This window comes from Pseudomonas sp. NFR02 (assembly GCF_900119375.1).
GTDB classification, from domain to species: Bacteria; Pseudomonadota; Gammaproteobacteria; order Pseudomonadales; family Pseudomonadaceae; genus Aquipseudomonas; species Aquipseudomonas paracarnis.
Genome location: NZ_FPJJ01000005.1, coordinates 92,209 through 115,570, shown reverse-complemented (window position 1 = coordinate 115,570; position 23,362 = coordinate 92,209). Strand labels below are relative to the sequence as shown.

The following is a 23,362-nucleotide window of genomic DNA, read 5'->3' as shown; positions in this document are numbered from 1 at the left end:
AGGGTCGGAAAACTCAGTCCAAGGGCGGCACAGGGAGGCCACGCTTGGCATAGAAGGCATCGACGAAGGCGGCCAATGTACCCTGTTGAATAGCCTCGCGCAAACCAGCCATCAGGACTTGGTAGTGACGCAAATTGTGGATGGTATTCAACATGCTACCCAGCATTTCCCCGCACTTGTCCAGATGGTGCAGATAAGCACGGGAGAAGTTCTGGCAGGTGTAGCAGTCACAGGTAGGATCCAGCGGCGAATCATCATGGCGATGGAACGCGTTACGGATCTTCAGCACGCCTGTATCGATGAACAGATGCCCGTTGCGGGCATTACGGGTTGGCATCACGCAATCGAACATGTCCACACCGCGGCGCACACCCTCTACGAGATCTTCCGGTTTGCCAACGCCCATAAGGTAACGAGGTTTGTCAGCGGGCATCAGGCCAGGCAGGTAATCGAGCACCTTGATCATTTCGTGCTTGGGCTCGCCCACCGACAAACCGCCTATGGCCAGGCCGTCGAAGCCGATCTTGTCGAGGCCTTCCAGCGAGCGTTTGCGCAGGTTTTCATGCATGCCGCCCTGGACAATACCGAACAACGCCGCGGTGTTATCGCCATGGGCATTCTTCGAACGCTGGGCCCAACGCAGCGACAACTCCATGGAGATACGCGCCACGTCTTCATCGGCCGGGTACGGCGTGCACTCGTCGAAAATCATCACGATGTCCGAACCCAGATCGCGCTGTACCTGCATCGACTCTTCCGGGCCCATGAACACCTTGGCGCCGTCGACCGGCGAGGCAAAGGTCACGCCCTCTTCCTTGATCTTGCGCATGGCGCCCAAGCTGAACACCTGGAAACCACCGGAGTCGGTAAGGATCGGGCCTTGCCACTTCATGAAGTCATGCAGGTCGCCGTGCTTCTTGATCACTTCCGTGCCCGGGCGCAGCCACAGGTGGAAGGTATTGCCGAGGATAATCTCGGCACCGGTGGCGACGATGTCGCGGGGCAACATGCCTTTGACGGTGCCGTAGGTGCCGACCGGCATGAAGGCCGGGGTCTCCACAGTGCCGCGTGGGAAGGTCAGACGGCCGCGACGGGCTTTGCCGTCCGTAGCGAGCAATTCAAACGACATACGACTCATAAGTTGTCCTCAGGGCCGCGCGGCGCCGGGTTACGGGTGATAAACATCGCATCACCGTAGCTGAAAAAACGGTACTCGTTAGCGATGGCGGCCTGGTAGGCAGCCATGGTTTCCGGGTAACCGGCAAATGCCGACACCAGCATCAACAGCGTGGATTCGGGCAAATGGAAGTTGGTGACCAGGCAATCGACCACATGAAAGGGTCGCCCTGGAAAAATGAAAATATCGGTGTCGCCACTGAACGGCTTGAGCACGCCATCACGCGCTGCACTCTCCAGCGAGCGCACACTGGTGGTGCCCACGGCAACCACTCGACCGCCACGCGCCTTGCACGCCGCCACCGCATTCACCACGTCCTGGCTGACCTCCAGCCATTCGCTGTGCATATGGTGGTCTTCGATGTTATCCACACGCACCGGCTGAAACGTACCGGCCCCCACGTGCAGGGTCACATAGGCCGTGTCGACGCCCTTGGCGGCAATCGCATCCAGCAATGGCTGGTCGAAATGCAGCCCGGCAGTCGGTGCGGCGACGGCGCCGAGGCGCTGTGAGTACACGGTCTGATAGCGCTCGCGGTCCGCGTCTTCGTCGGGGCGGTCTATATAAGGAGGCAACGGCATATGGCCGACGCGCTCCAACAGCGGCAACACTTCTTCGGCAAACTTGAGCTCGAACAAGGCATCGTGGCGCGCCACCATCTCGGCTTCGCCACCGCCCTCGATCAAGATGCTCGACCCCGGTTTGGGCGACTTGCTGGAGCGCACATGGGCCAGCACGCGATGGCTGTCCAGCACCCGCTCCACCAGAATTTCCAGCTTGCCGCCGGACGCTTTCTGGCCAAACAGCCGCGCCGGAATCACCCGGGTATTGTTGAAAACCATCAAATCGCCTGGGCGCAAATGCTCAAGCAAATCAGTGAATTGACGGTGTGCGAGGGCACCGCTGGGCCCGTCCAGGGTCAGCAGTCGACTGGCGCGACGCTCGGCCAAAGGGTGGCGAGCGATCAGCGAATCAGGGAGCTCAAAAGTAAAGTCAGCAACGCGCATGATGGGGTTCGTCTAGCAGGGCCGGGAAGTCTAGCGGAAATAGTGAAAATAGACCATGAAACGTGATTGACCAACGGTAATCTCATCTCTATACTTCGCCGCCATTGAGCCCTGATGGCGGAATTGGTAGACGCGGCGGATTCAAAATCCGTTTTCGAAAGGAGTGGGAGTTCGAGTCTCCCTCGGGGCACCATCTTAAAGAAAGACCTTGAAATTCAAGGTCTTTTTTTTCGCCTGCAAAAAAGTGCCAGGCGTGGCAGTGGAGGGAGCGGGACCATGGAGTTGACGCTTGAAGCGGTTGCGTTGTTCGCGTTGAAGCTGGTGCATGAGACTGACCACGGCAGCCCATTGCTGCGCGATGATCCCGTGATGGAGGGCTATGATCGCGAGGTGTTTGGGTTGTTGGTGCGCCAGGGAAACCTGGCCGAGATCCAGTTGAAGCTCGATGAGTGCATCACCCAGGCGTTGATTGCATTGGGTGGAGCGGACAGCGTTCTCGGGCGTGAATTGCAAAGGCTATCCACCGATGTGCAAAACATCGCTCGTCTTGATGAGTTGACCTGCCCGCTGACCGTACTAAAGAGCTATCTGAAAGATGTGCAATGAATCGGTAATCAGGGTAACGGCCAGGTAAACCATCAACACCGCCACCCCTGCATCCAGCCAGCGCCAGACCGCAGGCTTGCGAAACAATACCGTCAATCGCTGACAGCACAGCGCCAACACCACGAACCACACGAGTGATGCCGTCATGGCGCCTGTCGCGAACAGCGCCTGTTGGCCCGCAGGTTTCGTGGCACCGATGGAACCAATCAACACCACGGTATCGAGCCAGGCGTAAGGGTTGGCAAAGCCGAGTATGACCGCCGAGCGCAACAGCCCTCTTTGCGAGTTGCCGCCTTGAGCGTCCGGCATGGACTGATCCCGGATGCAGGCCAACAGACGTTGGCCACCAAACCAAAGCAGATACGCAGCGCCGGACAACAGCAATAGTGCCATCACCTCAGGCCGGCTTCCCAACAACGAACCTAAACCCGTGACCCCGAAAGCGATCAGGAAAATATCGGCCATTACGCAAATAGCGACAACGCCCCAGATCGGCCCGCGACCGACACCTTGGCGGATCACCAAGGTGTCTTTCGGGCTAGGAGCGGCGAACAGTCCGATACCCAAGAGCAAACCTTCGATGTAAAGGGCATTGAAGTGAGGAAACATGGACTGTTCGAGCCCTCCAGGACTATTTAGCGCAGTTGAATCGGTTGATTACCGAAACCGGTATGACGAGCATTCACAGTACTGCCCAGGTCAATGGATTTCTGGCGGTAAAAGGTCGTCAGCAACTGATCCGGATTGGGATTTGCAAAGTAGATCAATGAGCTTCTGGCGACCGGTTTGCTGGGCGCAAGTACAGCATGGTAGGCGGCAGGCACGGCATGATCGAAGAGCTCTGTCAGCAAGGAACCCGCCAGCACCGCGACCTCGTTCTCCAGAAGGCGTACCGGCTCCAACGATCGTTCTTTCATCAAAACCAGCCCTTCGCGGGTAGGCTTGATAAACGAAAGCATATGCCCGTCTTCATGAGGATCCTGGGCATATTGACGAGAATGGTCTTTCGCCTGTGGACCATAGACACATAACTGGATGTACGATGCCGCGCGAAAGGGGGCTAAGGGGGCAACGCCAAATTCCTCGCAAATGCCATCCATAACTCCCTGGGCCAACTCGCTCATCTGTCGTTCAAAACTGCCGACTGCGACAACGAAAGTACTTCGGGTGAATTCGAAAGCGGTTCTTTTTGAAGCGTGCGCGGGCCAGTAACAAAACCGCTCGCACAGGTCCGGGTGATCCTCGGCAAGGGAGTACTCGGCGCCAAAAGGGAAAAAACCATCCGTGTCCTGGGCAAAGGAAAACTCATCCTTGATGGCCTGGGGAATGGCCGATTAGCCATCAATGATCTTTTTGTAGTCCTGCAACATCGCATCAGGAATTTGCAGGATGCCAAAGCCTGATCGGGCAATGGATTCACAGCACGCTTTCATTGGACTCATAGCTATATCCACAGATAGATGTAAAGGAATGCAACACACACAAGGTTCGCAAGCATGTGAGAAACCGCGACACTGGATATGCCAACCAAACCGGGACCTATCCATGTCTTTCACAACGTCGCCAGCAAGACCAAAGTCTGAATCGCTCTGTAACCGTGACGGCGGGCAGGTTGTCCTTTTTGGCTTACAAGATGACGACTTCCACTGGAAACGGGTTTGCAAAATATGAGCATCAAAACTGGCGATACTCTTCGAGCGCTTGTTGTACGACGCAGCCGAGAACTGGGAAAACCCCTGACTAACCTGGCTAAGGAGGCTGGCATCTCCAGAACCTACCTTTATGCATTGGCGGACGGTGCTTCAAAAGATCCGTCCGTACGTACCCTGATCAAATTAGCCAAAGCGCTACGTGTCTCCCCGCTGCTGCTGTTTCGCTACTTTGCCGACCTGACCGGTGCTCCAACTGATGCTTACTCAATGGCTATCACCAACCGGGCCATTGGCTTGCACGACCCATCTGACATTGCCGTATTCAATGCAGACGTGACCACGCCTGACCAGACCGTAGTGCTGCCCGGTGAAACCTTTCAGAAAACCTGGGAGATCCAGAACCTCGGGATTCGCCCCTGGCGCGGGCGGCGATTGGTGAGAGTGGACGGTGAGTACGTGATCGCCCGTCGAACCGCTTCGGGGGAGCCATTGGAAGTGGTGATGGATAGCCATCTGCGAAGCCTGAATAACGATATTCCGATAGCAGATACTTTGCCCGGCCAGCCAGTGCATATCACCGTGGAGTTCGGAGCCCCGAGGGAGACCAGTACCGTCACCTCAATCTGGCGTATCGAAGATGAACATGGGCAGCCTTGCTACGGGCCAGCATTCATCCTGCATGTGATTGTCAACGTCATGGCGCGCTGAAAGCAGCCTTACTTGCGCCCCTCTACCGCCATCCGCACCGCCAAACCCATCAACACCGACCCCATCAGCCAGCGCTGCAGCACCTGCCAACCTGGCCGGGTGACAAAAAACACCGCGATGGAACCCGCCATGCAGGCAATCACCGCGTTGACGCTCACGCTGATAACAATCTGCAGGGAGCCCAGCGCCAGGGATTGCATCAGCACACTGCCATGACCGTTCGGATCGATGAACTGGGGCAGCAACGACAAATACATCACCGCCACTTTGGGATTGAGCAAGTTGGTGACCAAGCCCATGGTCACCAACTTGCGCGGGCTGTCCTTGGGCAAGTCGCGCACCTGGAATGGCGAGCGCCCACCCGGCTTGACCGCCTGCCAGGCCAGGTACACCAGATACAGCGCTCCGCCGAGCCGCAGCGCGTCGTAGGCAAACGGCACCGCCATCACCAACGCCGTGATACCCAGCGCCGCGCACACCATGTACACCACAAACCCCAGCGCCACCCCGCCCAGGGAAATCAACCCGGCCGTGCGCCCCTGGCAGATGGAGCGGGAAATGAGGTAGATCATGTTCGGCCCCGGTGTCAGTACCATGCCGAGTGAAATCAGGCCGTAGGCGAGCAAGCTGGACATATCAGGCATGGATTGGCTCCTGGTTTTTTAGGCTGCCAGCGTGAAATCCTTCGCCGACGCGGTCGTGTTGAGCGTCATGCTAGAGGCTTGAAGGCCCAGGCGTTAGATACAGATCCGCAGGCAAAACGTCATACACCGGCGGCATCACCTACCCAGGACAGGCACATGATCGACTTCAACAACAAAGGTTTCTTCAAGCTCAAGCAAAACAACGAATACGCCGAACGCGTAGCGGCCCTGCTGCTGGACGGCGAAGAAGTGGTCGACGCCTACAAGGCCATGCGCGACGGCGTCGTGTTCACCACCAAACGCATCATCGCGGTGAACGTGCAGGGGATTACCGGCAGCAAGAAGGATTTCACCTCATTGCCATACAAGAACATCGTGGCGTACTCGGTGGAAACGTCCGGGACGTTTGACTTGGATTCGGAGTTGGAGATTTATTTTTCGTCGTTGGGGAAGGTGAAATTCGAGTTCACTGGCAAGACCTCGATCGTGGAAATCTCCCGACTGATTTCCAAGCATCTGCTGAGTTGATCCGCAGGCACAAGCCGCCGTCAGGGCGGAACCCTAAGTGGCCGTTACCTCAGGACTGGATATGTACTCGGTATAACTGTGTCAGCTGTCAGGCCGTCTTCGCAGGCAAGCCAGCTCCCACATTTGGATCGCAGCGCATCAGTTAGACCAGCGCTGGCTGTCAGGCCGTCACGGGAGCAAGCTCCCTCGCCACAGGTCCAGCGTCGCGCCGAAGTTGTGTGATACCTATGCTGCGATGACGCCAGCCCCTATACGTGCTCAAGAAAATTGCCCTCGAGAGAAAGTTAGAGGGTTCGCTTTCTATGATTATCAAATCCAAAGAGCAGGCCTACTTACATGGTAGGCCTTCCCTTTCTGCTATTTACTTCTTCCTGGGCTTTCCTGCATCGTCCCGCTTATCGCGAACCTGGCCATCTTTATTTCTTGATCGCGGCTGCTCGCCACCACCGGGCTTCGGAACATTAACATTTGGATTCAGAGGTCTTCTATCTGTCATTTTAGTTTCCTTAAGGTACGTTGGACTTACTCAGGAAAATCACAGCCGCTGAATCACTAAATACTCAGGCACCCACTTAATCGAAGTGCTGGTGGTCACCGGCCACTCTCGAAACTAGCAAATAGCCATCACCATAGCTATCCCGCTCATCGGAGCCATATCCCATTCCCAGTTCCTGTGCCTGCAGCGCCAAAGCCTCCATACATATCTGACTCACAATATCCTGCCGTTCTCTCAACGTTTTTAAGCGCACAACCCGAGCTCGCCTAATTTTAAGTCGCCCCTCAACCCCGTCGAAGTACACCATCATTCCCGCCCCTTACTCAAACGCCTGCCATACCAAACCGCCCCACTGAACGCCGCTCCCAAAATCACAACCCCATTCCCAACCAACCAAAACCCAAAATTCCTGCTCTGATCCGCATCCCCTTGATAAAACGGCCCAAAATACGCAGACATGACCACCACCAAACCGTTAAACAATCCGAGCGCCACTACAACCACCCCGACGACAAACACCACGCCCTTAACCAATTTCATATGATCTTCCAAAACCAGATCTCCCTGGACTCGTGATAGTCCGAGAACGTCCCCTCAATCGAAAATCCCAGCTGGATACGCGGATAACTCAGCCAATCCGTCAACCGCCGTCCATTCCAAAGGTCAATGTGGTCACCGCTGCGATTGCCAAACGTCTCATTCCCTCGGCGCCAAAAATCTTTGAAAAAGATAATGCCTTGCTGCCCCGCCAACACTTCTTCGAAATCCTCAGGTTTTATCTTTTTCGGCCGCTGCAAGCCGGGGATATTCGCGCCATTTAGAGCTTTGGCCATTTCCTCAGCCGCCAGCACATGGCCCTCACTCTTGGCATGCTGCCAACAATAGCGCACGCCTCTCAATCTGCTCAGGTCGGCGCCTGACCTGCGCAGTGCTACGCCCAGGTTAATGGCGCATTGGTCACTGAAATTTTTGGCGCCGTTGGTTCTACAAGGGGCGGCGTCTCCGAAAATTTCCGGGTGGTTTTTCCATAGGGAGTTGAACGTCAGCATTAAGCGCTTCCATCGCGTATTTTTCACACGAACGTAGCAAACGCTTTGCCGATAATGGTGAGGTCAGGCGCAAATCAGAACAGTCCTACTTGTGTGTAGGCTTTTGATGCAGGCTAACGCTCACACTGTGCTTTTTTGTAGGAGGACAGAGGACGGTGATGCGTGCCAGCCTGGGCATCTCACTTGGGCTGGAATGTCTCCAGATACGCCAGAATATTTTCAATCTTCTCCTGGTCACTGATCCCCCAGAAGATCATCCGCGTGCCACTCACCACCGACTTCGGATTTTCGATGTAGGCCGCCAGTTTTTCCCGCGTCCACACCACGCCCGAGTTCTTCATCGCATCCGAATACTGATAGTCCTGAGTGGTACCGGCAGGCCGGCCAATGATGCCGTTCAGTTCCGGGCCAAAACCACCCCGCGCCCCCTCACCAATGCTGTGGCAGCCGCCGCAGGTCTTGGTGAAGAGTTTGCCGCCCGCCTCGGCGTCGCCCGCAGCGAACGCGGGTGCGGCGATAACGGTCAGGGCGAGGGTCAATAACACATACTTCATTCACGTCTCCCTATCGGCTGTTGCCGTGGATTATGCCTGTTCGACCGGCCTTTCTCCCAGCCGCTGCACCAGACGCACCAGATACCCGTCCGGGTCTTGCACGATGAACTGGCGCTGCCCGGCCTCCACGTCACCGGCTCGGTACCAGGCGTCCTCTACATCGCGGAACAAGGGCCAGCCGATCTGCGCCAAGCGTTGCAGGATGGGTGCTACGGCGGGCACATCGATTTGCAGGTTGATGCCGCGCCCGAATGGGGGCTGCAACGGTGCGGTAAGCCACTGGCCGGCCTCGGGGTCGTATTGTTCGAGCATGATTTGCGCGCCGTTAAGGTCGAGGTAGGCAAAGCCTTCTTCTGCGCGCTGATAGGCAATAGCGAAACCTAACTGTTCGATCCAGAACGCCAGGCTCGCGCCAAGGCGGGTGACGATCAGTTCAGGCACGAGTGGGTTACGGTTGAACATGGCATTCCTTGGATGGCAGAGTGGCGTTCACCTTAACGGATTGCCGTGCCCATGGCTCACAAGCAGTCAAACGACCACCCATCGATTAAAAAACATCCAATCGAACCTATCCGGCCACCTTCCACTCCACCTTACTGAACCCCCTGATGGTGGAGTAAAGATCATGGCTCAGCCATCGATTTTGGTATTGGAAGACGACGAGATCATTCGGGCGTTGATGGTAGATGTGCTGGAAGACTTTGGTGCGGTGGTGACATCGTTTGCATCGGCAGACGAAGGGATGATTTACCTGGAGCGCGGCGATGACCCGGTGGATTTGATTGTCAGTGATATTCAAATGCCCGGCTTGCTCAATGGTTATGACTTGAGCCGTGTGGTCGCCCACCGCTGGCCTGAAGTACAAGTAGTGCTGACCTCAGGTAATACGAAAATCGCCGCCGAGTTGGGCAGTTCCGTGCGGTTTCTGCCCAAGCCCTGGAGTACCGACCACTTGCTTGAGTGCGTGCAGACAGCATTGACGCACTAGGGCCTGCCCCTGCGTTGATAGCAGCGCGATATAATTTCAACCGAACTTGAGGGCCAGTTCTGCGGTCATGTAAGGTGCAGGGAGCGACTTTTCTGATCCGCTGGTCAGCCTTTTCGCTTCTGCGTTCAGCTGACGACAATGAGTTGTGTAGAATCGTCGCCCATTTTCACGCGTCATTCATGGCCGACAGGCCCACAGTTCGAGCTCATTGAATGCATTCACAGGCCCATGACGTTAGTGCGCCCTCCTTGTTGGAAACGTTGCGCACGGGCACGGGCCTGCTGCATGTGGCGTTGGAACAGCGCCTGCCGTTTTTTTCCGAGCGCCTGGATGCCCAGTGGTATCGGCGCCTGCTGCAAGCGTACTACGGCTTTTATCAGCCGATGGAAGCGGCGCTGTATGACAGCGGTTTGATTCCCGATGGATATGAACCTGTGTTGCGTGTGAAAACGCCAACACTGGTCCATGACCTGCACGCACTCGGCCTGACTGACCACGCCATCCATGCCCTGCCTCGCTGTACCCAACTCCCCGTATTAAACACGCCGGCTGCGTGTCTCGGCGCCCTGTATGTGCTGGAAGGCGCCACCCTGGGTGGCCAAGTGCTGCGCCGGGAAATGGCCCTGCGCCTGGATGTGAACGCCGACAACGGCGGTGCCTTTCTCAATGTATACGGCGCCGAGACCGGACGGCGCTGGAAAGATTTCCTCGATTATCTGAGCCGCCAGCCACTGGATACAGATGCCGCCGCGCGCGCGGTGATGGCGGCCCGTTCGACATTCAGCGGCTTTGAGCAATGGCTCGACAGCCAGGAGGTATTGCTATGAAACCCGAAGATTTTGAAGAGCTGCTTGCCAACTGCGCCGACGAACCCATTCGTTTTCCGGGGGCCATCCAGCCCCACGGCGTGCTGCTGACTTTGTCGGAACCTGGCCTGAACATTATTCAGGTAAGTGCCAACGTCGGTACGTTGTTCGGCCACGCCCCCGAGGCGCTGTTGGATCAACCGTTGCACAGATTGATTGGCGAGGAGTACGCCCAGGCCGTGCGAACCATGGCCGAGGACAGCGCATTCCTGGACTCGCCGCCCCTGCTGATCACCTTCAAGGGTGAGCAGTTCGAAGGCCTGTTGCATCGCCACCAGGGCGTGTTAGTGCTGGAATTCGAACCACGGCTCAAGGATTTCAAACCCCGAGCGCACAATGGCCGCACCAGCGATCTGGGCAAGATGCTGCACCGCCTGCAATCGGCAAAGACCTTGGAGGCGCTCTACGCCATCACCGTCAACGAAATCCAGGCCATGACCGGTTATGACCGGGTGCTCATCTATCGCTTCGAAGAGGAAGGCCATGGCCAGGTGATCGCGGAGGCCTCGGCGCCGTCAATGGAATTGTTCAACGGGCTGTTCTTCCCCGCGTCCGACATCCCCGAGCAGGCTCGGGAGCTGTATCGCACCAACTGGCTACGGATCATCCCGAATGCGTCCTACGAACCGGTACCGCTGGTGCCCAAATTGCGCCCGGACACCGGGCAGCCCCTGGACCTGAGCTTCGCCACCCTGCGCAGCGTGTCGCCGATTCACTGCCAGTACATGCAGAACATGGGCGTGTTGTCGTCCATGAGTATTTCGTTGATGAAGGGCGACAAACTCTGGGGCCTGATCAGCTGCGGCAACCGTGAGCCGCTGCTGGTACCTAATGACCTGCGCATGGCCTGCCAGACCATCGGCCAAGTGCTGTCATTGCAGATCAGTGCCATGGAGGCCCTGGAGCTGACCCGCCAGCGCGACGAGAAAGTCCAAGCGCTGGCGCTGCTGGACCTGGCGATGAAAGCCTCTGCCAATAACGTCTTCGACGGCCTGGCCCAACAAGGCCGAATGCTGATGGACCTGACCCTCTCCGGCGGCGTGGCGATCATCGAAGATAAACAACTGCACCGCTACGGCAATTGCCCGGAACCGGCGCAGATACGCGCGCTGCACAAGTGGTTGCAGGCCAACGGTGAACCGGTATTTTCCAGCCATAACCTGGCCTCGGTTTACCCGCCTGCCGCTGAGTTCCAGAGCGTGGCCAGCGGCGTGCTCGCCATGAGCTTGCCCAAGCCTGTGGATAACGGTGTGTTGTGGTTTCGCCCGGAAGTCAAAGAGAACATCCACTGGAGTGGCGACCCGCAGAAGCCGCTGAATCTGGAAACCTGCGACGCGGGCATGCGCCTTCGCCCACGCACCTCGTTTGAAATCTGGAAAGTGGAAATGGCCGGCATCTCCACCAAATGGAGCCATGGCGACCTGTTTGCCGCCAACGATTTGCGCCGCTCGGCCCTGGAGAACGACCTGTCCCGCCAAGTGCTGCGCGAGCAACAAGCGGTGCGTGCGCGGGACGAGCTGGTCGCGGTGGTTTCCCACGACCTGCGCAACCCCATGACCGTCATCTCCATGCTCTGCGGCATGATGCAAAAAGCCTTCAGCTCCGATGGTCCACACACCTCACGCCGTATCTCTTCCGCGATCGACACCATGCAACAGGCCGCCGGGCGCATGAATGTGTTGCTGGAAGATTTGCTCGACACCTCGAAGATCGAGGCCGGGCGCTATGTGGTCAAGCCGGTGGCGCTGGACGTCAGCCAGATCTTTGAAGAAGCGTATTCGTTGCTGGCCCCCCTGGCCTCGGAAAAAGGCATCGACCTGTCGTTCAATGTCGAGCCCGGCCTGCAGATCAAGGCCGACCCGGAGCGCTTGTTCCAGGTGCTGTCGAACCTGATCGGCAATGCGATCAAGTTCACCCCACGCCAAGGCAACATCGGCATCAGCGCCATGAGCAACGGCGAGGAGATTGTATTTTCGGTGCGAGATTCCGGTGAAGGCATTGCACCGGACGATTTGCCCCATGTGTTCGATCGCTATTGGACCCAGACTGAAAACAACCCCACCGGCAGCGGGTTGGGGCTGTATATCACCCAGGGGATTGTCCAGGCTCATGGTGGGCGCATCGAGGCCGAAAGTGAGTTGGGGTGCGGTAGTGAGTTCAGGTTTACGGTGCCAAAGCCTGCCTGAAACGCGCCCATTTTCTAAACCCAACATGCGGATACCTTTGGCCGGGAACGAACAACCCGGCCAATGCCACTGAAACGGTGCGCACTCAAAGGGAGTATTGGTGCGACAACAGTCCTCCAATTGAGTAAGGGGTTGTACCGATGATCATTAGCAATTCGTTTGACAGCTTGAGCTATAACATCCAGCAAGGCATGAAAGATAACCAGCCTTCAGCCAATCCCGCCCCCATCTCTTCGCCGATTGACAGCCCCCCACAGGGGCAGGACACGCGACCAAAACCCAAAGATTCGGGTATGACCTCTCTCGGAGGAGGCAAACTGGTTTAAACCGTTAGGAGTCACCGGCAACGAGTGCAACGCAACGCGCTGCACTTGCGTTAACAAAACACTGACATCCTCTGCGTTATCCTTTCCAGTCCCACTTGGTATGAGCTGCATTCTTCATGGGTCAACCTGAAATCCTGCCTGCCGTGATCGCCGGCCCCTTGCTAAGACGCCTGGAACCACAGCGCCTGGTTATCTGGTTGGTGGGCAGTCGTGCCCTGCCCCTGTGCTTGCGGCTGCAATTACCCTCGGGCGAGGCGCGGGATATCCCGCTCGATGCAACGCACTGCCAAGTCGTGCCCGTCGGCCGCCATGCCGTTATCCACCTGATCGACATAGCCCTGAGCCACGCCCTGCCACAGGATGAAATCATCGGTTACGACCTGTTGATCGACGGCCTCGGCATTGCACAATGGGCACCGCACTTGCTGTATGGCGACGCGACTACGCCAAGCTTCGTGCTGCATAGCCGCATCCATCACTTGGTGCATGGCTCGTGCCGCAAACCCCACCATCGTGCCGACGAAGGCTTGCTGTGTGTCGACCGTCTGTTGGCGGACGCCCGCACACCGCTCGAACGCCCAGCCTTGCTGATGATGAATGGCGACCAGATCTACGCCGACGACGTCGCAGGGCCCATGCTGCGAGCCATTCACGGGCTGATTGCGCGCCTGGGCCTGTTCGATGAGTTTCTAGAGGGTGCGGTGGTGAGCGACAGCGCCAGCCTTTATGGGCATCGCGCCAGCTATTACCACCGGGCCGACCTGCTCCCTGCGCTGGACAGTAACGAGACCTTGCGCGAACGCTTTTTCGGCGGTGTGAAGAAACCCATCTTCACCAGCAGCACCGCCGACAATCACCTGGTGACCTTTGCCGAAGTGATCGCCATGTACCTGCTGGCCTGGTCGCCGGTACCCTGGACGCTGATCGCACCAGAACCGCCGCCGCTGAGTGCGCAAGAACAACAACGCTATGCCCGCGAACAGGTTCATATCGATCAGTTCCGCGACGGCCTGCCTGGGGTAGCGCGGGTGTTCGCGCACCTGTCGACGCTGATGATGTTCGACGATCACGACATCACTGACGATTGGAACCTCAGCGCCCAGTGGGAAGAAACCGCCTACGGCCACCCCTTCTCCAAGCGCATCATCGGCAATGCCTTGCTGGCGTATCTGTTATGCCAGGGCTGGGGCAACCAGCCCCAGGTGTTTGGCGAACTGCTGGACCAGACCCAGGCACTGACCGGCCGGGTACAGGCCAATCATCTCGAGGCGACGGCGCAAGAAGCGTTGCTGGAGGCCTTGCTGAAATTCCAGCAGTGGCACTACGTATTGCCCACCACCCCGGCGCTGGTGGTACTCGACACCCGCACCCGACGCTGGCGCAGCGAGTTCACCCTCAAGCAACCTTCCGGCCTGCTGGACTGGGAAGCCTTGAGCGAACTGCAACAAGCGCTGCTGGACCATCCATCCGCCATCATCGTCTCGCCCGCGCCGGTCTTTGGCGTCAAGCTGATCGAGACGGTGCAAAAGGTCTTCAGCTGGTGCGGTTTTCCCCTGCTGGTAGACGCCGAGAACTGGATGGCCCACCGCGGCGCCGCCCAAGTGATTTTGAATATCTTCCGCCACTCACGCACGCCAGGTAACTACGTGATCCTTTCCGGTGACGTGCATTACTCGTTTGTCTACCAAGTGCTGATCCGCCACCGCAACGGCGGTCCCAAGATCTGGCAAATCACCAGCAGTGGCATCAAGAACGAGTTCCCGCCGCGCCTGCTGGAATGGTTCGATCGCCTCAACCGCTGGCTCTACTCCCCGCGCTCGCCCCTCAACTGGTTTACCCGCCGCCGCACCATGCAGGTGATGCCTTATATCCCAGAGCATGCCGAAGCGGGTGAGCGGTTGTGGAACTCGGCGGGCATTGGCCAGGTGTTTTTCAATGAGCAGGGCCAACCGCAGGCCATTTACCAGCACAACGCGGATGGAAGACCTCGAACAAAGATGATGGCGCCAGAAAAATAGCGTTTCGCCACTCGTCATAAGCAGCACACCTGCCCTATTCAAAGCGCGCAAGCGCCGATGTACAGTAGCGCCAGCCACGGAGTATCGGCGTCAACCATGACTGGCCTTGGGCGCCAGCCCCCCGCAGGAAGCGCGCAGATGGACGATACATCCGGCAAAGAACCGCTACGCAATGAGGTGTCCGACCTTAACGTCGACCTGTTGCACGCCATCATGGAACTGGTCAGTGATGGCATCTGGGACTGGAACGCCAATACCGGCTTCGTCTACCGCAATCCCGGCTGGTACGAAATGCTTGGCTACTCCCACCACTCCCTGGAAAACAGCGTCTTCACCTGGGAGAACGTGATCCACCCCGAGGATTACCCTCGCGTGATGGCGGTGTTCGATGACTACATCAGCCAACGCGCCGCTCATTACCGGGCCGAATACCGTTGCCGAAAAGAAGACGGTACGTACCTCTGGATCGAGGACCGCGGCTACGTCATTGCCCGCAACCCCGACGGTTCCGTGGCGCGCATGGTCGGCGCACACCGCGATATCCATACGCGCAAATGCTCCATCGAACAGTTGCAAAAGCGCAACCAGTCTCTGGAAGCGCTGGTCGCGGAGCGCACCCTCGAGTTGTCGCGCGTCAACCAGCAACTGCAATTGCAACTGGACGAAAACCGCTCTTTGGCCGAGCGGGACGCCCTGACGCGCATCGCCAATCGGTATCGCCTGGAAAAGGTGCTGCTGGAGGAATGCGACCGCGCCGAACGCTTCCGCCTGCCCTTGGCACTGGTGGCCATGGATGTCGATGACTTCAAGCCGATCAATGACCAATATGGCCACGGCGTCGGCGACCAGACGCTGATACGGGTAGTGGAACACCTGGAAGCCTGCGTACGTAAAAGCGACTTGCTGGCGCGCTGGGGCGGCGACGAGTTTATGGTGGTGCTGCCCAAAAGCAGCCTGGACACGGCCAAAGAGTTGGCCGAAAGGATTCGCCATAAAATCAAGGCGGCGGCCCCCTTGGGCGCGTTGAACGTTACCCTGAGCCTGGGCGTAGTAGAGCGGCGCATGGGGGAATCGCCGGCGGCGCTGATGGCGCGGGCCGATCAAGCCTTGTACCGATCCAAGGCGGCGGGCAAGGATGGGGTGTCGGAATAGGCCGCAGCTCCTTCCAAGGTGGAATGACCCGGCAACTTTATTTCGTTTGCGGCAAGGCCAGGCGCGCGGCTTAGATAGCGCTGCGCCCACCACTGCCGAGTCCCCGAGTCATGAGCTACGCTAGCATCAGCCAGTCGATTTCCATCGTTCACCCCATCAGCCTGAGCCACGGTAAAAACGCCGAAGTCTGGGACACGGCGGGCAAGCGTTACATCGACTTTGTCGGCGGTATCGGCGTACTCAACCTGGGCCATTGCCACCCGGCCGTGGTGGCGGCCATTTGCGAGCAAGCCACCCGGCTAACCCATTACGCGTTCAACGCCGCACCGCATACGCCCTACATCGAGTTGATGCAACGTCTCAGCGCCTTTATCCCGGTGGGATACCCCGTCAGCGGCATGCTCACCAATAGCGGTGCCGAGGCGGCGGAAAACGCCCTGAAGATCGCCCGTGGTGCCACCGGGCGCACGGCGGTGATCGCCTTTGACGGCGCCTTCCACGGGCGCACCCTGGCGACCCTCAACCTCAACGGCAAGGTCGCGCCCTACAAGCAGAAGGTCGGTGTACTGCCCGGCCCTGTGTATCACCTGCCCTACCCCAGTACCGATAACGGCGTGTCCTGCGCCGAAGCGCTGAAGGCCATGGAGCGTCTGTTCAGCGTGGAGATCGACGTAACCGATGTGGCCTGCTTCATCATCGAGCCGGTACAGGGCGAAGGCGGTTTTCTCGCCCTGGACACTGAGTTCGCCCAGGCGCTGCGGCGCTTCTGCGACCAGCACAACATCCTGCTGATCATTGATGAAATCCAGTCGGGTTTTGGTCGCACCGGCCAGCGTTTCGCCTTCTCGCGCCTGGGCATCGAGCCGGACCTGCTGCTGCTCGGCAAAAGCATCGCCGGCGGCATGCCGCTGGGGGCGGTGGTCGGGCGCAAGGCGCTGATGGACAACCTGCCCAAAGGCGGCCTGGGCGGTACCTACTCGGGTAATCCCATCGCCTGTGGGGCGGCGCTGGCGACCCTTGAGGTGATGAGCGACACAAACCTGCACGCCTGGGGCGTCGCGCAGGCGGCCGCGATTGTGGGCCGCTATGAAGCCTGGCGCGCACAGCAACTGTCGCCCTATCTGGGCCGCCTCACCGGTGTCGGCGCGATGCGGGGCATTGAACTGGCCCATGCCGACGGCACACCCGCCCCCAAGCAACTGGCGCAACTGCTGGAGCTGGCGCGAGAGGCTGGCTTGTTGCTGATGCCCAGCGGCAAGTCGCGGCACATCGTGCGCTTGCTGGCCCCGCTGACCATTGAGCCTGAGGTGTTGGAGGAAGGTCTGGATATTCTCCAAGCGTGCCTCGAAGAACTGGACGAGTAACATGTATCAACAGGTTTGACGCTGCTCCACTCAGTCGTTGAGCTTGTTCGTGAAGTCCGGGCGAGGTGGATGACCGTTGATAAGATTCCCGTTGTGGATATGTACGTATTTCTGTACGTTAAACCCACCCAACAAGGAGTCCCCATGGAAACTATCAACTACACCAACGCCCGAGCCCATCTGTCCGAAACGATGGACCGCGTCAACGATGATCACGTCCCACTTCTACTGACTCGACAAAAAGGCGAGCCCGTGGTGATGATCTCGTTATCAGAGTTCAATGCTCTGGAAGAGACGGCTTACCTGCTGCGCTCGCCTAAAAATGCCGAACGTCTCATTAACTCAGTCAACAGCTTACGAGCAGGCAAAGCCAAGCCAAGGCGGTTGATTGAAGAATGAAAATACTCTTTACCCCTGAAGGCTGGGACGACTACCTCTGGTTTCAACAGAACGACAAAGCCGGGCTCAAGCGCATCAATCTCTTGATCAAGGCCATACAAAGAGACCCGTTCGGCGGCGTGGGGAAGCCTGAACCCCTCAAACATAACCTGAGTGGTTTCTGGTCTCGACGAATCACCGCGGAGCATCGTTTGGTTTATGGCATCGAGGATGATGAAGTACAAATATTGATGTGCCGCTACCACTACTGAAATTATTCTGACGCCCCAGCCACCTTGACCTGATCCCCCCACCCGCTGAAAATGCCCGACGTTTTTTGTCTCTCCGCATACTACGCAGTGAAATTTTAATGTCTGATTCCTACACCGAAAAATCCGCCGAAGAATCCGTAGTCGCCCTGCACGCCAAAGCCGAATACGAAAACGCCATCAATCTTTCACAGCATGTGCCAGCCGCCAAGATCATCAGCGAGATGGTGCTGGACGCGTTTCACACCTCCAAAGAAAGCGACCAGATCCGCGAGCTGCGCGTTGCCATCCGCCAGGCCCACGATGCCTTCGATGATGACAAAGCCTATGAGCTGATGGGCCAGCTCAAGCAATTGAAAGACGCCGAAGCCGCAGACAACGCCGCCCTGGAACACCTGAGCAGTCAGTTCTCGATCAGCCGCATCCTGTCCAGCTTCAAGGACGATCCCGAGTTCCAGGAACTGGTCTATGGCCTGGCCCTCAAGGTGCTTAACCAGTCGCACCAGGCCATCAGCAACCCGAGCGCCGGCAAGGGCAAAGCTGCACGCGCCAAGAAAGACACCGAAGTGTTTGTGATCAGCAAAGATGGCATCAGCGTCACCCTGCCGCTGCGCACGCCGCGCTCCAAGCTCAATGTGGACCGCGAAGCACTGGAGTTCCTGGGCTTCACCTTTGTAGGCGAAGGCAGCGAGGCGGAGCTTGCGAGCGAAACCTTCATCGACAACAGCGGCGCCGAGCAGCCGGTCACGCGCAAGAGCATCGTGACCGCGCTGCAACAGCAAAGCGCCTTTGACGGCTACGCCATCGCCGCCCAGTAAGTGCCCAACACTACAAACTTCGCAGGGTCAAAAGAGCCTGCTCGACCTGGGCGAGAGTGATATGCCGGCCCACCGAGGCACGCACAAAGTGTGTGACGCCCAGGTCCTTAAGCAACAACGGAGTGTGAGCGGTGGTGCCTGCCCACAAGTTGAGCCCCAGCTCGCGGGCTTGGCCGACAAATGCCTTGGCCGGCAGGTTGTGCGGCACAAACGAGACAATTCCAGTCTGCTCGAACTGGTCGCACATTAGCGTCAACTGCGGCAGGCGCCGCAATTCCTTCGCCAGCAGCGCATAGGGCTCTGTACTCACCTGCCCGCCGCCGACCTGCACATACTCCTGCAGCGCCGTATGCATGCCCACCTGAGCCGAGAGGCTTTTTTCAGCAATTTCCAGCACCCGCGCACTGGCCACGTCCAGCCGGTTGACCTGGCCATCGGTGCTGGCGGCGTGCAAGTCGGCAAAATTGAGCTGCAATTGGCCAAGCAAGCGTGGCGACACGTAAGCAACCCCACTGCCACGGGGCCCGCAGAGAAACTTGCGGCCCGCACCTGTCAACAAATCACAATGGATATCCCGCACATCCAGCGGTAACTGCCCCAACGACTGGCAGGCATCCACCACATACAACGCATTCGCGTCCTTGAGCAACGCGCCCAGCGCTTCCACCGGATTGATCACCCCACAGCACGAAGGCAGGTGCGACACACTGACCAGGAACACATCATCGTCCAAATGACGCCGCACCCACTCCAGATCCAGCGGGCTGGTGGCCGTGGTGGGGATCACTTCGACGCGAATGTCACTCGATAACTTGAGGTAGTTGAAAAAGATCAGGTTGGCCGCGTACTCAGAAGTTGACACCCAGACCCGCTTACCCCGGGGAAATTGCAGTTTGCCGAGGATGCTGGTCCAGGCTTCGGTGGCACTGCTGAAAAAACCAATCTGTGAAGGCTGAGCATTCAACAGACCGGCCATCACTCGGTACAAGTCGACGTTGAGCAACTCTTCATAGGCAAGCTCGGCTTCATAGCTGCCTATCTGCGCTTCAATGGAGGTAAAACGCTGTATAGCATTGAGCGTGGCCGACGACATCAGGCCCGCACCGGCGGTGTTCAAATGCACCCTATTCATTTCATGCTTCCTTGTTCCACAAAACAGCCGATCCTTTCATCACGCCCACTGCCACTGCGAACAACAGCAATACCGTACCCGCCAGCAGCCACGGCGAAGGCAGGGATGGCTGTGACATCAGCATGAACGCCAGCGGCGGTGTGATCATCACGCCGATATTCACCCCCGCCGAGTAATAGCCGAGGTTGCGGTCAACGGTGTGACGGCTGGAGATACTGCTGACGTAGTGGGTGATACCGGGGAACACAACCATCTCCCCCAGGCTCCAGAGCACGGTGGCGGCCAGCAACAATGCACCGATATGGCTGAAGCCCATCAGGAAAAACCCTACGCCGGCCATCAGGAAACCCGCCACCAGTGAGCGACTGCTCGACAGGTGCGACATGCGTTGGTTAATCGGTACTTCGAATAGAATCACCAGCAGTGCATTGATAAAAAAGATGATGCCGACGTAGTAGGCCGGCAACTCGGTGTAGTTGATGATGTAGGCCGACAGAAACGTTGGCGGCAGCGCATAGGCGATGTGCACCGGCAACGCTGCCAGCAGAATCACCAGCAAGCGCGAACGCTCGTGCATTGCGCTTTCCGGCAGCCCATTGCCTTTACTGGCAACGCCAGCCCCTTGTGTCACCGGCACCGTACGCCCAAACCACAGGCAGGCGATAAAGGCGACAAGGGACAACGCCGCGTTGAGGTAGAACACCGCATCGGCGTTACTCAGGAAAATCAGGCTGCCCAAGAGCGGCCCGATTGCCATGCCGATGTTGATCGCCAGGCGGTTGCAGGAGAACGCCACTTTGCGCGATTCGCTACTGCTGTGAGCCACTGTTTCGGAGAACGTGGCGGGGGTGAATGCTTCGTAGCAGCCCCCCCATAGAAACGACAGCACAAACAACACCACGGTGTTATCCACCGACGGAATGATCAGCAGCAGCACCGCATTGAGCAGTAACGAACCGAGGATCACCCGATTGGCAGAAAAACGCTTGATCACCCCGCCGATGATCAAGTCCACAAACAACGCACCCGCGCCATACACGCCCACCAGCAAACCTGCGGTGCCCGCCGATACGGCGTGCTGATGAATCAGGTACGCCGCATAGAAAGGGAACGCCATGGTGCCCATGCGGAACACCAAGGTGATCAGGAACAGCAACTGCAAGCGGGCATTGAGCCCACGTAAAGCGCGATAGGTGCCCATCATCAGCGGATCACATAGACGTGGTCTTTGTTCTGGCGAATCTGCTCGTAATCCTCGTCGATACTGCGCTGGCTCTCCGATACCAGAAACACCCGCAGAGGGCTGCTGAGCAGGTCCACGGTCTTTTTCATCAACTTGCCGGCCTTGTATTTGACGCTCAGCTTATGCACCGAGGGCAGCGCCTCGATCAGTTGGATAGCTGAGTCGTTGAAGCCAGTGACCTCACCTTGCAGCGTAGTATCGGTATTGATGACACAGGCTTCCTTGAGCTTTTGATAGCGCTTGCCGGCATAGTTTGCCTTGAACGCCTCACCATCGCAGTACGCCAGATAGGTGAGCTGCGCCTGGTTGCCGCCCAGGCTGATGTCGTGGAATCGGGGCTCCATGTTGCCGTTCAAGCGAGCACCGACTTCTACCAGCGCAGGGCCGGCTTCAGTGAGGATCACTTCCGAATGGGCTGGGCCGTTATTGATACCCAACGCCTTGAGCGCCTGCACGATGTAATCGACCAGTACGTTGGCCTCGGCACTGTCCGGCGCAATCAGAACGTCACGGTCATAGATGTTCTTGCCGCCACTGATTTCACGCTTCACATAACGCCAGATCCCACAGACGTAGGCCTGCCCATCACGGCTGACGGTATCGACGATATACTCCGGGCCCTTGAGGTAGGACTGGCAAAGAATTTCGGTGTTGGCCAGGCCGAAGATATCCAGGTTGGATATGACTTCCTCACAGGCGCGCTTGACGTCCTCGACGTTGTGGCAGATCGAGACGCCGTCTGTCGAAGCCGAGCTCAGCGGTTTGATCACGCACGGAAACACATGGCCGGCCTCTACCCAAGCCAGCAGTTGCTGGGGGTCCGAGGATTTGATCTGGCGGGCGGTCAACAGGCCCGCGGCCGCGACTTTATTGATCATCTCAAACTTGTCGCGGCGCGCACGTGACCCCGCGCTGCCGTTGGAAGTGGACAACTGCAGTTGTTCGCTCAAGTAGTCGGCAAATGGCACGCCTGGCTCCTGGCCAGCAATGACGGCGACTACGTTGAATTCGCGCAGGCGTTGCACGATCTCTTCAGCGTTGTCGTTGAACGCCAAATTGTGTTCGAACTCCGACAGATTCGGCCCGAGCATGCTCGGCATCAACTCTGGGGTACTCTGTACATGGATCAGGCTGAAGCCCGCATCCCGAAAATATTGCGGCAGGAAATTACCGCTCGAGTAGACATCCACCAATGCGACGTACTGCTTCATAAGAATGTCCTTTTTCAGTAATGAGTGGCGGTTTCAGAGGCCCGTGGCGAAGCCACGTCATCCAGCGCCAGGAAAATGTTCTGCGGAAACTCAGCCACACGGTGCAACAGGTGCAGGTACCAATTGATGCCATACACCGCCGACACGCGGGCCTTGACCTGACCCTGGTTTTTCACCTTCTGAATCAATTCAGGGCGCACACCGTGAAGCATCTCCAGCTCGCCTCGGTCGGCGATGCGGCTGGTGAGGATTTCTTCAACCAGCTGTGGGTCCTGGGTCGCGAAAGCGAACGGGCCACGGCCGCCATTGATTCGGTCCAGCAACCCCAGGTAACGCTCGTTGAGCGCATTGCCACGCGGTAAAGCAATCGCGGCAGGCTCAGCATAGACGCCTTTGACCAAGCGTACTTTGCAGCCAGTTTCCAGGACCGCCCCGAGGTCATCCGGGGTTCGATTCAATTGCGCCTGCAAGGTGATACCCACGTTGGGAAAGCGCCCGCTCAGTTGCAGGAAGATATCGAGGATCGAATCCGTCCATTGAGAACGCTCCATACTGATGATCACACCGATATCCTTATCGGCTGCATGGGTGAGGATCTTCGAGCAGTTCTCAATCGCCAGTTCGCGGGAAATGATGGTGCCGACGTTGGACAGGTCGAACCCCAGCTGCGGGGGTTCTTCAAGCTTGGGATGCTGTGCAATCAAGTCGATGAGTTTCAGGTACTCATCGGTAGCCGTGGTGACCTCGGCTAATGTCGTCGCTTCCTCGCCAACGAACTCGACACCGGTGCGATAGCCTTTCTCCAGCAGGGCTCCAAGCTTATCAAGCATCTCCAGGCGATCTTCGGAGATGATGTAACGAAGAGCGGCGGGCCGCAGGAAATCGCGCAGCGTCTCGCTCTGCAGGAACAAATCGCGATAGGTTTTGTTCGCCGCCAGTTTCTTCAGGGCCAGGGTTGCCAGCAGGCTGTTGTCGGTCGTGTTCATGGCA

Annotated in this window: 25 protein-coding genes and 1 tRNA gene; 13 read left to right on the top strand and 13 right to left on the bottom strand. The window is 58.0% G+C overall.

The window, feature by feature from the left end:
- Positions 1-13 precede the first annotated feature (13 nt).
- Both tgt and queA read right to left on the bottom strand, forming a co-directional pair.
- The gene (gene tgt, locus BT199_RS16520; protein WP_161937012.1) at positions 14-1,129 is read right to left on the bottom strand and encodes a tRNA guanosine(34) transglycosylase Tgt; all 1,116 of its coding nucleotides are present in this window, start codon (positions 1,127-1,129) and stop codon (positions 14-16) included.
- 5 nt (positions 1,130-1,134) lie between these two features.
- On the bottom strand, positions 1,135-2,184 hold the full coding sequence (gene queA, locus BT199_RS16515) for a tRNA preQ1(34) S-adenosylmethionine ribosyltransferase-isomerase QueA (RefSeq protein WP_058410986.1): 1,050 nt from the start codon (positions 2,182-2,184) through the stop codon (positions 1,135-1,137).
- A gap of 108 nt (positions 2,185-2,292) precedes the next feature.
- Here queA and BT199_RS16510 point away from each other — a divergent pair.
- Positions 2,293-2,377 (top strand) — tRNA-Leu (locus BT199_RS16510).
- A gap of 83 nt (positions 2,378-2,460) precedes the next feature.
- Complete coding sequence (locus BT199_RS16505; RefSeq protein ID WP_020302001.1) at positions 2,461-2,790, top strand: hypothetical protein; 330 nt, start codon at positions 2,461-2,463, stop codon at positions 2,788-2,790.
- Here BT199_RS16505 and BT199_RS16500 read toward each other — a convergent pair.
- Positions 2,761-3,399: a LysE/ArgO family amino acid transporter gene (locus BT199_RS16500; protein WP_072435032.1), complete on the bottom strand. Its 639-nt coding sequence runs from the start codon at positions 3,397-3,399 to the stop codon at positions 2,761-2,763. The genes BT199_RS16505 and BT199_RS16500 overlap by 30 nt on opposite strands.
- A 26-nt stretch (positions 3,400-3,425) precedes the next feature.
- Positions 3,426-3,914, bottom strand: coding sequence for a 2OG-Fe(II) oxygenase family protein (locus BT199_RS27495; protein ID WP_256575972.1), 489 nt, complete (start codon positions 3,912-3,914; stop codon positions 3,426-3,428).
- A 543-nt stretch (positions 3,915-4,457) separates the two neighbouring features.
- Here BT199_RS27495 and BT199_RS16490 point away from each other — a divergent pair.
- Positions 4,458-5,150, top strand: coding sequence for an NBR1-Ig-like domain-containing protein (locus BT199_RS16490; RefSeq protein WP_020302004.1), 693 nt, complete (start codon positions 4,458-4,460; stop codon positions 5,148-5,150).
- An 8-nt stretch (positions 5,151-5,158) separates the two neighbouring features.
- Here BT199_RS16490 and BT199_RS16485 read toward each other — a convergent pair whose 3' ends face one another.
- Entirely contained in the window at positions 5,159-5,794 is a 636-nt protein-coding gene (locus tag BT199_RS16485; protein WP_072435030.1) for a LysE family translocator, read from the bottom strand.
- Positions 5,795-5,950: 156 nt separating this feature from the next.
- On the opposite strand from BT199_RS16485, the gene BT199_RS16480 reads away from it, so the two are divergent.
- Complete coding sequence (locus BT199_RS16480) at positions 5,951-6,322, top strand: PH domain-containing protein (RefSeq protein ID WP_014719840.1); 372 nt, start codon at positions 5,951-5,953, stop codon at positions 6,320-6,322.
- 802 nt (positions 6,323-7,124) lie between these two features.
- Here BT199_RS16480 and BT199_RS16470 read toward each other — a convergent pair.
- The 4 genes from BT199_RS16470 to BT199_RS16455 form a co-directional block, all read right to left on the bottom strand.
- Positions 7,125-7,358 (bottom strand): hypothetical protein, encoded by a 234-nt coding sequence (locus BT199_RS16470; protein ID WP_072435028.1) that lies wholly within the window; start codon positions 7,356-7,358, stop codon positions 7,125-7,127.
- A complete protein-coding gene (locus BT199_RS16465; RefSeq protein ID WP_072435026.1) occupies positions 7,355-7,867 on the bottom strand; it encodes a type VI secretion system amidase effector protein Tae4 in 513 nt (170 codons plus the stop codon). The genes BT199_RS16470 and BT199_RS16465 overlap by 4 nt, the downstream gene beginning before the upstream one ends.
- Before the next feature lie 179 nt (positions 7,868-8,046).
- The gene (locus BT199_RS16460; protein WP_072435024.1) at positions 8,047-8,421 is read right to left on the bottom strand and encodes a c-type cytochrome; all 375 of its coding nucleotides are present in this window, start codon (positions 8,419-8,421) and stop codon (positions 8,047-8,049) included.
- Positions 8,422-8,451: 30 nt separating this feature from the next.
- On the bottom strand, positions 8,452-8,883 hold the full coding sequence (locus BT199_RS16455; RefSeq protein WP_072435022.1) for a bleomycin resistance protein: 432 nt from the start codon (positions 8,881-8,883) through the stop codon (positions 8,452-8,454).
- 163 nt (positions 8,884-9,046) lie between these two features.
- Between BT199_RS16455 and BT199_RS16450 the strand changes: the two genes are divergently transcribed.
- The 9 genes from BT199_RS16450 to BT199_RS16410 all read left to right on the top strand — a co-directional run bounded on the left by BT199_RS16450 (position 9,047) and on the right by BT199_RS16410 (position 18,786).
- Entirely contained in the window at positions 9,047-9,409 is a 363-nt protein-coding gene (locus BT199_RS16450; protein WP_003194033.1) for a response regulator, read from the top strand.
- Between the two features lie 212 nt (positions 9,410-9,621).
- Positions 9,622-10,236 carry a biliverdin-producing heme oxygenase gene (locus tag BT199_RS16445; protein WP_003194034.1) on the top strand — a complete coding sequence of 205 codons (615 nt, stop codon included), beginning with the start codon at positions 9,622-9,624 and terminating at the stop codon, positions 10,234-10,236.
- Positions 10,233-12,461 (top strand): ATP-binding protein, encoded by a 2,229-nt coding sequence (locus tag BT199_RS16440; RefSeq protein ID WP_014719849.1) that lies wholly within the window; start codon positions 10,233-10,235, stop codon positions 12,459-12,461. The genes BT199_RS16445 and BT199_RS16440 overlap by 4 nt, the downstream gene beginning before the upstream one ends.
- 442 nt (positions 12,462-12,903) lie before the next feature.
- Entirely contained in the window at positions 12,904-14,805 is a 1,902-nt protein-coding gene (locus BT199_RS16435; protein WP_072435020.1) for an alkaline phosphatase D family protein, read from the top strand.
- Positions 14,806-14,943: 138 nt separating this feature from the next.
- Positions 14,944-15,957 carry a sensor domain-containing diguanylate cyclase gene (locus BT199_RS16430; protein WP_019817488.1) on the top strand — a complete coding sequence of 338 codons (1,014 nt, stop codon included), beginning with the start codon at positions 14,944-14,946 and terminating at the stop codon, positions 15,955-15,957.
- A gap of 110 nt (positions 15,958-16,067) precedes the next feature.
- Positions 16,068-17,321: a 2-aminoadipate transaminase gene (locus tag BT199_RS16425; RefSeq protein ID WP_032903660.1), complete on the top strand. Its 1,254-nt coding sequence runs from the start codon at positions 16,068-16,070 to the stop codon at positions 17,319-17,321.
- A 144-nt stretch (positions 17,322-17,465) separates the two neighbouring features.
- On the top strand, positions 17,466-17,720 hold the full coding sequence (locus BT199_RS16420) for a type II toxin-antitoxin system Phd/YefM family antitoxin (protein ID WP_003194039.1): 255 nt from the start codon (positions 17,466-17,468) through the stop codon (positions 17,718-17,720).
- A complete protein-coding gene (locus BT199_RS16415) occupies positions 17,717-17,971 on the top strand; it encodes a Txe/YoeB family addiction module toxin (RefSeq protein WP_014719853.1) in 255 nt (84 codons plus the stop codon). The genes BT199_RS16420 and BT199_RS16415 overlap by 4 nt, the downstream gene beginning before the upstream one ends.
- A 98-nt stretch (positions 17,972-18,069) precedes the next feature.
- Positions 18,070-18,786, top strand: a complete 717-nt coding sequence (locus BT199_RS16410) for a hypothetical protein (protein ID WP_020302011.1) — start codon at positions 18,070-18,072, stop codon at positions 18,784-18,786.
- 10 nt (positions 18,787-18,796) lie between these two features.
- Here BT199_RS16410 and BT199_RS16405 read toward each other — a convergent pair whose 3' ends face one another.
- From BT199_RS16405 to BT199_RS16390, 4 genes are read right to left on the bottom strand one after another with little or no spacing between them, the layout of a single operon-like run.
- Positions 18,797-19,918, bottom strand: coding sequence for an aminotransferase class V-fold PLP-dependent enzyme (locus tag BT199_RS16405; protein WP_014719855.1), 1,122 nt, complete (start codon positions 19,916-19,918; stop codon positions 18,797-18,799).
- Between the two features lies 1 nt (position 19,919).
- Positions 19,920-21,122 (bottom strand): MFS transporter, encoded by a 1,203-nt coding sequence (locus BT199_RS16400; protein WP_019817486.1) that lies wholly within the window; start codon positions 21,120-21,122, stop codon positions 19,920-19,922.
- Positions 21,122-22,372 (bottom strand): ATP-grasp domain-containing protein, encoded by a 1,251-nt coding sequence (locus BT199_RS16395; protein ID WP_014719857.1) that lies wholly within the window; start codon positions 22,370-22,372, stop codon positions 21,122-21,124. The genes BT199_RS16400 and BT199_RS16395 overlap by 1 nt, the downstream gene beginning before the upstream one ends.
- Positions 22,373-22,386: 14 nt before the next feature.
- Positions 22,387-23,358: a proline dehydrogenase family protein gene (locus BT199_RS16390; protein ID WP_032903658.1), complete on the bottom strand. Its 972-nt coding sequence runs from the start codon at positions 23,356-23,358 to the stop codon at positions 22,387-22,389.
- Positions 23,359-23,362: the final 4 nt, after the last annotated feature.

Excerpts from the sequence above, each read along its gene's own strand:
- tgt (WP_161937012.1), bottom strand. The coding sequence starts at position 1,129 with ATGTCGTTTGAATTGCTCGCTACGGACGGCAAAGCCCGTCGCGGCCGT.
- queA (WP_058410986.1), bottom strand. The coding sequence starts at position 2,184 with ATGCGCGTTGCTGACTTTACTTTTGAGCTCCCTGATTCGCTGATCGCT.
- BT199_RS16505 (WP_020302001.1), top strand. The coding sequence starts at position 2,461 with ATGGAGTTGACGCTTGAAGCGGTTGCGTTGTTCGCGTTGAAGCTGGTG.
- BT199_RS16500 (WP_072435032.1), bottom strand. The coding sequence starts at position 3,399 with ATGTTTCCTCACTTCAATGCCCTTTACATCGAAGGTTTGCTCTTGGGT.
- BT199_RS27495 (WP_256575972.1), bottom strand. The coding sequence starts at position 3,914 with ATGAGCGAGTTGGCCCAGGGAGTTATGGATGGCATTTGCGAGGAATTT.
- BT199_RS16490 (WP_020302004.1), top strand. The coding sequence starts at position 4,458 with ATGAGCATCAAAACTGGCGATACTCTTCGAGCGCTTGTTGTACGACGC.
- BT199_RS16485 (WP_072435030.1), bottom strand. The coding sequence starts at position 5,794 with ATGCCTGATATGTCCAGCTTGCTCGCCTACGGCCTGATTTCACTCGGC.
- BT199_RS16480 (WP_014719840.1), top strand. The coding sequence starts at position 5,951 with ATGATCGACTTCAACAACAAAGGTTTCTTCAAGCTCAAGCAAAACAAC.
- BT199_RS16470 (WP_072435028.1), bottom strand. The coding sequence starts at position 7,358 with ATGAAATTGGTTAAGGGCGTGGTGTTTGTCGTCGGGGTGGTTGTAGTG.
- BT199_RS16465 (WP_072435026.1), bottom strand. The coding sequence starts at position 7,867 with ATGCTGACGTTCAACTCCCTATGGAAAAACCACCCGGAAATTTTCGGA.
- BT199_RS16460 (WP_072435024.1), bottom strand. The coding sequence starts at position 8,421 with ATGAAGTATGTGTTATTGACCCTCGCCCTGACCGTTATCGCCGCACCC.
- BT199_RS16455 (WP_072435022.1), bottom strand. The coding sequence starts at position 8,883 with ATGTTCAACCGTAACCCACTCGTGCCTGAACTGATCGTCACCCGCCTT.
- BT199_RS16450 (WP_003194033.1), top strand. The coding sequence starts at position 9,047 with ATGGCTCAGCCATCGATTTTGGTATTGGAAGACGACGAGATCATTCGG.
- BT199_RS16445 (WP_003194034.1), top strand. The coding sequence starts at position 9,622 with ATGCATTCACAGGCCCATGACGTTAGTGCGCCCTCCTTGTTGGAAACG.
- BT199_RS16440 (WP_014719849.1), top strand. The coding sequence starts at position 10,233 with ATGAAACCCGAAGATTTTGAAGAGCTGCTTGCCAACTGCGCCGACGAA.
- BT199_RS16435 (WP_072435020.1), top strand. The coding sequence starts at position 12,904 with ATGGGTCAACCTGAAATCCTGCCTGCCGTGATCGCCGGCCCCTTGCTA.
- BT199_RS16430 (WP_019817488.1), top strand. The coding sequence starts at position 14,944 with ATGGACGATACATCCGGCAAAGAACCGCTACGCAATGAGGTGTCCGAC.
- BT199_RS16425 (WP_032903660.1), top strand. The coding sequence starts at position 16,068 with ATGAGCTACGCTAGCATCAGCCAGTCGATTTCCATCGTTCACCCCATC.
- BT199_RS16420 (WP_003194039.1), top strand. The coding sequence starts at position 17,466 with ATGGAAACTATCAACTACACCAACGCCCGAGCCCATCTGTCCGAAACG.
- BT199_RS16415 (WP_014719853.1), top strand. The coding sequence starts at position 17,717 with ATGAAAATACTCTTTACCCCTGAAGGCTGGGACGACTACCTCTGGTTT.
- BT199_RS16410 (WP_020302011.1), top strand. The coding sequence starts at position 18,070 with ATGTCTGATTCCTACACCGAAAAATCCGCCGAAGAATCCGTAGTCGCC.
- BT199_RS16405 (WP_014719855.1), bottom strand. The coding sequence starts at position 19,918 with ATGAATAGGGTGCATTTGAACACCGCCGGTGCGGGCCTGATGTCGTCG.
- BT199_RS16400 (WP_019817486.1), bottom strand. The coding sequence starts at position 21,122 with ATGATGGGCACCTATCGCGCTTTACGTGGGCTCAATGCCCGCTTGCAG.
- BT199_RS16395 (WP_014719857.1), bottom strand. The coding sequence starts at position 22,372 with ATGAAGCAGTACGTCGCATTGGTGGATGTCTACTCGAGCGGTAATTTC.
- BT199_RS16390 (WP_032903658.1), bottom strand. The coding sequence starts at position 23,358 with ATGAACACGACCGACAACAGCCTGCTGGCAACCCTGGCCCTGAAGAAA.